Source organism: Paracoccus sp. (in: a-proteobacteria), from assembly GCF_046462195.1.
GTDB lineage: Bacteria > Pseudomonadota > Alphaproteobacteria > Rhodobacterales > Rhodobacteraceae > Paracoccus.
This window is the reverse complement of record NZ_JBKGUN010000152.1, coordinates 1-9,282: the sequence shown is the minus strand read 5'-3', so window position 1 is coordinate 9,282 and position 9,282 is coordinate 1. Positions and strand designations below refer to the sequence as shown.

The 9,282-nt window shown below is 64.0% G+C and carries 10 protein-coding genes; 3 read left to right on the top strand and 7 right to left on the bottom strand.

All coding sequences use genetic code 11. The features are described from left to right. The 3 genes from ACLHHB_RS09845 to ACLHHB_RS09835 all read right to left on the bottom strand — a co-directional run. Positions 1-787: transglutaminase domain-containing protein (locus ACLHHB_RS09845; RefSeq protein ID WP_410218107.1), on the bottom strand; the 787-nt coding region annotated here is incomplete at its 3' end. Between the two features lie 3 nt (positions 788-790). Further along, positions 791-1,747 (bottom strand): alpha-E domain-containing protein, encoded by a 957-nt coding sequence (locus ACLHHB_RS09840; RefSeq protein ID WP_410218106.1) that lies wholly within the window; start codon positions 1,745-1,747, stop codon positions 791-793. 14 nt (positions 1,748-1,761) lie between these two features. Continuing rightward, positions 1,762-3,171, bottom strand: a complete 1,410-nt coding sequence (locus ACLHHB_RS09835; RefSeq protein WP_410218105.1) for a circularly permuted type 2 ATP-grasp protein — start codon at positions 3,169-3,171, stop codon at positions 1,762-1,764. Between the two features lie 327 nt (positions 3,172-3,498). Between ACLHHB_RS09835 and ACLHHB_RS09830 the strand changes: the two genes are divergently transcribed. Then, positions 3,499-3,831 (top strand): STAS domain-containing protein, encoded by a 333-nt coding sequence (locus tag ACLHHB_RS09830; RefSeq protein ID WP_410218104.1) that lies wholly within the window; start codon positions 3,499-3,501, stop codon positions 3,829-3,831. Beyond that, on the top strand, positions 3,828-4,361 hold the full coding sequence (locus ACLHHB_RS09825; protein ID WP_410218103.1) for an ATP-binding protein: 534 nt from the start codon (positions 3,828-3,830) through the stop codon (positions 4,359-4,361). The genes ACLHHB_RS09830 and ACLHHB_RS09825 overlap by 4 nt, the downstream gene beginning before the upstream one ends. A 6-nt stretch (positions 4,362-4,367) precedes the next feature. On the opposite strand, the gene hspQ is transcribed toward ACLHHB_RS09825, so the two are convergent. The 4 genes from hspQ to ACLHHB_RS09805 form a co-directional block, all read right to left on the bottom strand. Beyond that, on the bottom strand, positions 4,368-4,700 hold the full coding sequence (gene hspQ, locus ACLHHB_RS09820; protein ID WP_410218102.1) for a heat shock protein HspQ: 333 nt from the start codon (positions 4,698-4,700) through the stop codon (positions 4,368-4,370). Positions 4,701-4,793: 93 nt separating this feature from the next. Continuing rightward, on the bottom strand, positions 4,794-5,534 hold the full coding sequence (locus ACLHHB_RS09815; protein WP_410218101.1) for a metallophosphoesterase: 741 nt from the start codon (positions 5,532-5,534) through the stop codon (positions 4,794-4,796). Between the two features lie 73 nt (positions 5,535-5,607). Then, on the bottom strand, positions 5,608-7,197 hold the full coding sequence (gene serA / locus ACLHHB_RS09810; RefSeq protein WP_410218100.1) for a phosphoglycerate dehydrogenase: 1,590 nt from the start codon (positions 7,195-7,197) through the stop codon (positions 5,608-5,610). Positions 7,198-7,307: 110 nt separating this feature from the next. Continuing rightward, positions 7,308-8,453 carry a phosphoserine transaminase gene (locus tag ACLHHB_RS09805; RefSeq protein WP_410218099.1) on the bottom strand — a complete coding sequence of 382 codons (1,146 nt, stop codon included), beginning with the start codon at positions 8,451-8,453 and terminating at the stop codon, positions 7,308-7,310. Positions 8,454-8,584: 131 nt separating this feature from the next. Between ACLHHB_RS09805 and ACLHHB_RS09800 the strand changes: the two genes are divergently transcribed. After that, positions 8,585-9,282: HAD-IB family phosphatase (locus tag ACLHHB_RS09800; RefSeq protein WP_410218098.1), on the top strand; the 698-nt coding region annotated here is incomplete at its 3' end.

Sequence of the window (9,282 nt, the reverse complement as noted above, 5' to 3'; positions counted from 1 at the left end):
GGACACGGACATCCATGTCCTCGGACCCCCGGCCCAGGGCCACGCCGCGGATCGGAGCGGCGTCCGCGGCGTCCAGGCCGGACCCCAACCGGACATAGCGTTCGTCCGGGCAGCACCGGTTGGCGGCATCGAAGCCGATCCAGCCCAGCCCTTCCACATGGATTTCGGCCCAGGCATGGGCGGCGTCATGCGCCTGACCGTCGATGGTCGAATGCAGATAGCCCGAAACATAGCGTGCCGGCAGATCATGCAGCCGGGCCAGTGCGATCAGGGCATGGGTATGGTCCTGACAGACCCCTTCACCCAGAGCCAGGGCCTGGGCCGCTGTTGTGCCTGTCTGGGTGACTCCGGGGCGATAGGCGATACGGTCGCTGACCAGGCCGGAAAGCCGGTGCGACAGGTCCAGCTTGTCCGGCCCGTCCGGCACCAGTGCCGCCACGTCGCGCACCGTTCCTTCGGGCAGTGTGGACGGACTGTCGCGCAGATAGGCCAGCGGCTGGATCGTTTCCCGGTGACCGCGCAGGACGCCTGCGGTGTCGCGGGTATCGATGCGCCCCCGAACCCGGACCGTCACCTCGTCGGCCGGGCCGCGCACGGTCCAACCCTCGATCCAGTCGCCGGAACCGTCACGGAAGCCCGGCCCCCGGATGCCGCCCGAAACATCGATCTGCCATTCGTGCACCTTCTGCCCTTCAAAGACCGAAGGGGTCAGGCGCAGGCTTTGCACCAGGTTCCGGATCGGCGCGCCATAGCGATAAACGGTTTCATGCAGGATCTGCAGCCTCATGACCTATACTCCTCCCAGCAGGAAGTCCTGATGAACCCGGTGCGAGACCTCGCCCAGTTCCTTGATGAACGCCGTGAGGAATTCGTGCAGGCCTTCCTCGAAAATCATCTCGATGTTGCGGCCCTGCAGTCCGGCCAGAACCTCGCGCGCCTTGTCGCGGGCCGTCGAGGGCACGCTGTCACCATAACGGCGGGCAAGGCCCTCCAGGTGCCAGACGGTTTCATAAACCGACGTGATCAGCGCGCGGGGGCTTTCGCCGTTCAGGATCAGGAAATCCGCAACCTGACCGGCCGTGATGTCGCCGCCATAAGCCCAGTGATAGGCACGGTGCGCCGACAGGGCCCGCAGGATCACCTGCCACTGATAGGTATCGAGGCCCGACCCCACGAACTCGATCCGGGGCAGCAGCACGAAATACTTGACGTCCAGCAGCCGCGCCGTGGCATCCGCACGCTCCAGGCCATAGCCCAGGTTCATGAAGTGCCAACCGTCATTGCGCAGCTGGGTAGCGTTGATCGCGCCGCGCACGGTCGAGGTGTGGCTGGTCGTGAAATCGGTCAGTGCGGCCATGTCCAGCGTGGCGCGCGGCATCCGTTCCAGGCGGCGCAGTTCCTGATAGGCGACGTTCAGGGCATCCCAGACCTGGCTGGTCAGGGCGGTGCGCACGATGCGGCCGGCCTCGCGCGCCTTTTCCAGGCAACTGGCCACCGAAGACGGGTTGTCGCGGTCAAAGAAGATGAACTCTTCGATCTTTTCCTGCGTGATCTGCGTGTATTTCCGGGCAAACAGGTCGGCGCTGCCCGAGGCCTGCAGAAGCGAGTTCCATTCGTTCTGATAGCCGGCTTCGGTATTGGGCAGCAGCGTGATGCGCTGGCCCACGTCCAGCAGGCGGGCGCCGGTTTCGGCGCGTTCCAGATGGCGGCCCATCCAGAACAGGTTCGAGGCGGTACGGCTGAGCATGGTGGTCCCCCCACTCATTCCGACAGGACCCAGGTGTCCTTGACACCTCCGCCCTGCGACGAGTTCACGACAAGGCTGCCTTCGCGCAGCGCAACACGGGTCAGCCCGCCAGGCACCAGCTCGATCCGGTCGCCGCAAAGGCAATAAGGGCGGAGGTCGACATGGCGGGGCGCGATTCCCTCCTCGACAAAGGTCGGGCAGGTGGACAGCGCCAGCGTGGGCTGGGCAATGTAGTTCGAGGGATTGGCCTGGATCTTGAGCCGGAAGGCCTCGATCTCGTCTCGGGTGGATTTCGGCCCCACCAGCATGCCATAACCGCCCGATCCGTGAACCTCCTTCACGACCAGTTCGGGCAGGTGCTCCATCACATAGCGGTAGTCGTCATCCTTCCACAGCGTCCAGGTCCGGACGTTGTTCAGGATGGGTTCTTCGCCTAGGTAGAAGCGCACCATGTCAGGAACAAAGGTATAGATCGCCTTGTCATCCGCCACGCCCGCCCCCGGGGCCGAGCAGATCGACACCCCGCCGGAACGATACACATCCATCAGCCCGGGCACGCCCAGCATCGAATCCGGCCGGAAGCACAGCGGATCAAGGAAAGGATCGTCGATCCTGCGATAGATCACGTCCACCCGGCGCGGCCCGGTCGTGGTCCGCATGTAGCAGAACTCTCCGTCCACGAAGAGGTCCTGCCCTTCGACCAGTTCGACCCCCATCAGGTTCGCAAGGAAACTGTGTTCGTAATACGCGCTGTTGTAATGGCCTGGCGTCAGGATCACGCAGGTCGGGCGTTCGCTGCACTTGGCGGGCGCGACCGATTCCAACGTGCGGCGCAGCAGTTCGGGATACTGGTCCACCGGCTCGATCCGATTGCCACGGAACAGCTGGGGGAACATCCGCATCATGATCTCGCGGTTTTCGAGCATGTAGCTGACGCCCGATGGCGTGCGGCAGTTGTCCTCGAGCACATAGAACTCGTCCTTGGCGGTGCGGACCAGGTCGATGCCGATGATGTGCGAATAAACCCCGCGCGGGGGCACGAAACCCACCACCGCCTTTTCATAGGCCGCATTCTGGTAAACCAGCCGGGCCGGGATCCGGCCGGCGCGGATGATCTCTCCGCGCCCATACACATCGCGGAGGAAAGCGTTCAGGGCGCGGGCGCGTTGCTTGATGCCGCGTTCCAGCCTGCGCCATTCGGCCTGCTCGAAGACCCGCGGCATCATGTCGAAGGGGATCAGCCGGTCCGGGTCGCCACCCTCGCCATAAACGGCGAAGGTGATGCCGATCCGACGGAACAGTGCCTCGGCCTCGGCCTGCTTCATCTGGCGAAAGTCGTCGGGCATGGTCTCGACCCAATCCCGAAGGCGGGCATAGGGTTCGCGAACGCGGTCGCCCTCGAACATCTCGTTATAGCAACTCATTATCCCCCCACTGCTTGGCGCATTGTTATCGGGTCTTCCCCGGTTGATGATTGGCGGGCCGTCGGGGGAAGTCCACAGTGGAACATCACCTTTTGCCCAACGGTTCCGCAGAAGACGGCAGGCACAGGCCGCCCTTCAGGCAGATCTGCGGCCTTCTGCCTCGGATATGGGCAGGCCCGTGCAGGCGTGCTGCCCTGCCGGCAAAAGGGCCCGGCCGATCCGTTCAGTTGTCTTTATCCGTGTCGCAGGAAGGCGGGTCGTCACTTACCGGATCCTAACCTTTTCCGGCTACAGGGGAAGGTGACACGCACAACCGAAGGCAGGATCATGCAATTCATCGTCGACGATGCCGGACCTCACCTGAACGTCAAGATCACCGAAACGCGCATCGATGCCGCCATCGCCACTCTCTTCAAGGACAAGCTGCGCGAGATCGTCGTCAGAAACCGCAAGTCCGTGCACTTGGATATGGCGGCGGTCGATTTCATGGACAGTTCTGGCCTGGGCGCCATGATCGCCATCCGCAAGAGCCTGCCCGAAAATCTGGCGCTGGTGCTGCATGCGCTCACACCGAATGTCGAACGGGTGTTCCGGCTGACCCGCATGGACAGCATCTTCGACATCCGTCCCATCCCCGCTCAGAAGGAGCTTGATGAATGACATTGAAAGAACGGTCGGATCTTGGCGTGGGCAGCCGTGCCGCAGCGCCCAGCCAGCCGCTGTTCCACCGCGTCCTCAAGGCCGAGCCGGTGATCGTGCGGGACACCCTGCAGGACGTGCGCCAGCGGTTCCGGCACGAGATCAGCGAGGACACGATGGGCCGGCTGGAACTGGTTCTGGCCGAGGTGATGAACAATGTGGCCGAACATGCGGGACCGGAGGGAACATGGACGATCGACAAGTCGGGCCGGTCGCCCAAGAAGGTGTCCCGGCCGGTGATCCACCTGTGCATTGTGCGCCACAATTCCGGGCTGGCCTGCGCCCTGACCGATGACGGAAACTCGCTGCCGGCCGAATGCCTGTTGCCGCGGGGGCTGCCCAGCATGGCACCCGAGGATCTGCCCGAAGGCGGGTTCGGGTGGTTCCTGATCCAGGATCTGACTCAGGCCTTGTGCTATTACCGCGAGGAAAGCCGCAACTATCTGGCCTTCAGCATTCCTTTTGCCCAGCCCGACCTGACAGGAGCCTGAGGCCGCTCAGTTGACTGGCGCCATCAGGTAATAGCGGCCGTCCTCGAATGTGCCGAACGTGTCGCCCACTTCGGGATGATCCAGCGGCTCTCCCGAGCAGTCCGGTTCCAGGTTCTGTTCCGAAACATAGGCGACGTAATAGGTGGCCTCGGTCTCGGCATACAGGTGGTAGAAGGGCTGGTTCTTGTCGGGACGCGAATCCTCGGGGATGGATTCGTACCACTCCTCGGTGTTGGCGAATTCCGGATCGACATCGAAGATCACGCCGCGAAACGGGCGGCTGCGATGCCGGACGATCTGGCCCAGGCTGTATTTCGCGTGACGGCTCTGAGCCTGCATCCGGTTCGGTCCCTTCTTTCCGGCGTCCCGAAAAATCAACGCGCCTTTTAGGACTTGCGGAGGTTCTTGTCCACCATCTTGCATGGCTTTGCCTCAGTTCGCGGCCGGGACCGGGCTGGGCTGCATCGGCACCCGACCTTCATCGGTCAGCAGGTGAACCGCTTCCGCCTCGATCACCACCGCCTCCAAGGGGCGGCCATAGGCTGCGCCGCCATCAAGGTTCAGTCGGTTCGGATAAAGCGTGGGCCGGTCCAGCGCCGTATGGCCGTGCACGACCAGATGGCCGAAATCCGCCTTGCTGTGCAGGAAGGGGGCACGGATCCAGACCAGATCCTGTTCCGCCTGATGCTGCAGTTCGACACCCGGCCTTATGCCTGCATGAACGACCAGCGCCAGCGGATGCAGGTGCCACAAGGGAAGACTGTCCAGGAACCGCGCGTGATCGTGCGGCACCGCCCGCTGTGCCGCCTGCAGCAGCGCCTTTCGGGACTGATCGGGGTCAATTCCGTAGGAACGCAGCGTGGCCGCCGCCCCCAAACCCGGATGATCGATCCAGTGCTGCCCCGAAGACAGTCCCGGATCGATCCATTCGGGACGTTGCAGGAAGGCCGGCAGGAAACGGTCATGGTTGCCGCGCGTGACGATCCAGGGACGGCCGCCATCCTGACCCTTCATCAGGTGTTCGACCACGCCGCGTGAATCGGGTCCGCGATCGATCAGGTCGCCGACATGGGCGATGACGGCATCCGTGCCGCCGTCACGAAAGATCCGTTCATGTGCGGCCTTCAGCAGCTCCAGCTGCCCATGAATGTCGCCGATCGCGTAAAGTCGCATCTGTCACCTTGGCCGGGGCGCTCGGCATGAAAAAGGCGCCGCACGCCTTGGGTAAGGGCGTGCGGCAAGCAGGTCAAACCTCGAATTGCAGCCGGCGGGCCTGCAGGAACTTGCCGGTGTTCTGCAACGCGGCCAGGATTTCGTCACTGATGACATCATCCAGGTAAAGAATCGCGATGGCATCCGCCCCGCCAGCTGAGCGGCCGAGGGTAAAGTTCGCGATGTTCACGCCCAGATCGCCAAGGGTCATCCCCAAGGCGCCGATCACGCCGGGGACGTCCTTGTTGCGGGTGTACAGCATGTGCTGTCCGACCTCGGCATCGATGTTGATCCCCCGGATCTGGATGAAGCGCGGCTTGCCATCGCTGAAGACCGTGCCCGCGATCGAACGCTCGCGCGTTTCGGTGATGCAGGTGACCTTGATATAGCCTTCGTAAACGCCCGCCTTGTCCTGACGCGTGGTCGAGATCTGGACCCCGCGGTCCTTGGCCATCACCGGTGCCGAAACCATGTTCACGTCCGGGTTGGCGACCTTCATCACGCCCGCGATCACGGCGGCGTTCAGCGCGTTCAGGTTCATTTCCGACACGACGCCGTCATAAAGGACATTGATCGCCTTGATCGGCTCGTCCGTCATCTGCCCCACGAAGGCGCCCAGATGGCCGGCAAGCTTGATCCAGGGGCCCATGACCGCGGCCTCTTCGGCGGTGACCGATGGCATGTTCAGCGCGTTCTGCACCGCGCCGGTCAGCAGGTAATCCGACATCTGCTCGGCCACCTGCAGGGCCACATTTTCCTGCGCTTCGGTGGTGGCTGCGCCCAGATGCGGGGTCGCCACCACGTTCGGCAGGTTGAACAGCGGGCTTTCGGTCGCGGGTTCGACGGCAAAGACGTCAAAGGCCGCACCGGCCACGCGGCCGTCCTTCAGCGCCTCGGCCAGCGCTTCCTCGTCCACCAGGCCGCCGCGGGCGCAGTTGATGATCCGCACGCCCTTCTTCAGCTTGGCGATCGCCTCGCGCGACAGGATGTTGCGGGTCTTGTCGGTCAAGGGCACGTGGAAGGTGATGAAGTCGGCGCGGCCCAGCAGGTCATCCAGCTCCACCTTGGTCACGCCCAGTTCCTTGGCGCGGTCCTCGGACAGGAAGGGATCATAGGCCAGCACCTTCATGTGCAGGCCGAGCGCCCGGTCGATCACGATCGATCCGATGTTGCCCGCGCCGATCACGCCCAGCGTCTTGTTGAACAGCTCCACCCCCATGAAGCGGTTCTTTTCCCACTTGCCTGCATGGGTGCTGACGCTGGCCTCGGGCAACTGGCGGGCGACCGCAAACATCATCGCGATGGCATGTTCGGCCGTGGTGACGCTGTTGCCGAAAGGCGTGTTCATCACGATCACGCCCTTCTTGCTGGCCGCAGGGATCTCGACGTTGTCGACGCCGATGCCGGCACGGCCGATCACCTTGAGGTTGGTGGCAGCCTCCAGCAGCTTTTCGGTCACCTTGGTGGCCGAGCGGATGGCCAGCCCGTCATACTGGCCGATCACGGCGGCCAGCTTGTCCTTGTCCTTGCCCAAGTCGGGCATGTAGTCCACCTCCACCCCGCGATCGCGAAAGATCTGAACGGCGGTTTCGGACAGCTTGTCGGAAACGAGAACCTTCGGCATGTCATTCATCCTTGTATGGAGGGTGCCCGGGCATGGCCGCGCTGGCACCTGAATCAGGGGAAATTCGGCGGGGGCCGGGGGCTGCACCGCCCCCCGGCCTTACAGGGCGCTTATTGCGCCGCGAGTTCCGTGCGATAGGCCCATTCGATCCACGGCATCAGCGCCGCGACATCGGCTGCCTCGACGGTCGAGCCGCACCAGATCCGCAGGCCCGCCGGGGCATCGCGATAGGCGCCCGCATCCAGTGCCACGCCTTCCTTTTCCAGCCGCTTCGCAACGGCTTTGGCAAAGGCGTTGCCGTCGGTGATGGCTGGGTCGGTGAACTTGAGGCAGACGCTGGTGGTCGAAGCCGTTGCCGGGTCCTCGGCCAGATCGGCGATCCAGTCCTTGTCCGCAATGAAATCACGCACGGCGCCCGCATTGGCATCGGCCCGCGCGATCAGCGCCGGCAGGCCGCCGACCGACTGCGCCCATTTCAGCGCCACCAGGTAATCCTCGACCGCCAGCATCGAGGGCGTGTTGATCGTCTCGCCCGTGAAGATGCCCTCGATCAGCTTGCCGCCCTTGGTCATGCGGAAGATCTTGGGCAGGGGCCATGCGGGGGTATAGGTCTCCAGACGCTCCACCGCGCGCGGGGACAGGATCAGCACGCCATGCGCGCCCTCGCCCCCCAGCACCTTCTGCCAACTGAAGGTCACGACATCCAGCTTGTCCCACGGCAGGTCCATCGCGAAGGCCGCACTGGTCGCGTCGCAGATGGTCAGGCCATCGCGGTCCGCCGGGATCGCGTCGCCGTTCGGAACGCGCACGCCGCTGGTGGTGCCGTTCCAGGTAAAGACGACATCGCGGTCGAAATCGACCTGCGTCAGGTCCACGATCTGACCATAATCGGCCTTGCGCACGGTGGCGTCCAGCTTCAACTGCTTGACCGCGTCGGTGACCCAGCCTTCGCCAAAGCTTTCCCAAGCCAGCATCTCGACCGGGCGCTGGCCCAGCAGCGACCACATCGCCATCTCGACCGCGCCCGTGTCCGAGCCGGGAACGATGCCAATGCGGTAGTCGGCGGGTACGCCCAGAACCTCGCGCGTCAGCTCGATTGCCTCGGCCAGCTTGGCCTTGCCGACAGCGGCGCGATGCGAACGGCCAAGGGGCGCGTCCGAGAGCATGTCCAGAGTGTAATGGGGGATCTTGGCGCAAGGGCCAGATGAAAAGCGCGGATTTGCCGGCCGCGCAGCCGGGATCGCATGATCGGTCATGTGACTAGCCTTCCAGCTAAAAGCCCCTCGTTGGGGAGGGGTGTCCCACGGACGGACCTAAAGCCGCGCGATCTCTGGCGCAAGCAAAATCTTTGGCTTACACCCCAGCCAGCCGACCAAGGGATGCCTCCATGTTTACCGTTTCGCTGATTGCCTCGCCCGCTGCCGCCAATCTGGACGGCGCTCTGCCCGAAGGCCTGATGAAACGTTGGAAAGGGGGCGCGCCGCGCGTTCTCGCACCGGGAGCCGCCGCCGAATTCGACATTCTACAAACCCCTGCCGATGCCGATCAGGTCTGGTCGGACCTGCAGACCATCGGCATCGACCTGGCCATCCAGCCGTCGGAAGGGCGGCGCAAGCGTATCCTGCTGGCTGATATGGACTCGACCATGATCAACCAAGAGTGCATTGACGAACTGGCGGATTTCGCAGGCGTCGGCCCCCGCGTGGCCCAGATCACCGCCCGCGCCATGAACGGCGAGCTGAACTTTCACGAAGCGCTGATCGAACGCGTCAGCCTCCTGGCCGGCCTGTCGCAGGATGTGATCGCTACGGTGCTGCAGGATCGAATCACCATGGCTTCGGGCGGGGCGGCGCTGGTGGCCACCATGCGCGCCCATGGTGCCCATACGGCCCTTGTCTCGGGCGGATTCACGGCCTTTACCGAGGCAGTGGCGGCCCGGTTGGGCTTCCACGAACATCGTGCGAATACCCTTCTTGCCGAAGCCGGCGTTCTGACCGGCCATGTGGCCCTGCCGATTCTGGGCCGCGAGGCCAAGGTCGATGCCCTGCAGGAGATCGCCGCACGACTGGGAACAACGGCGCGAAA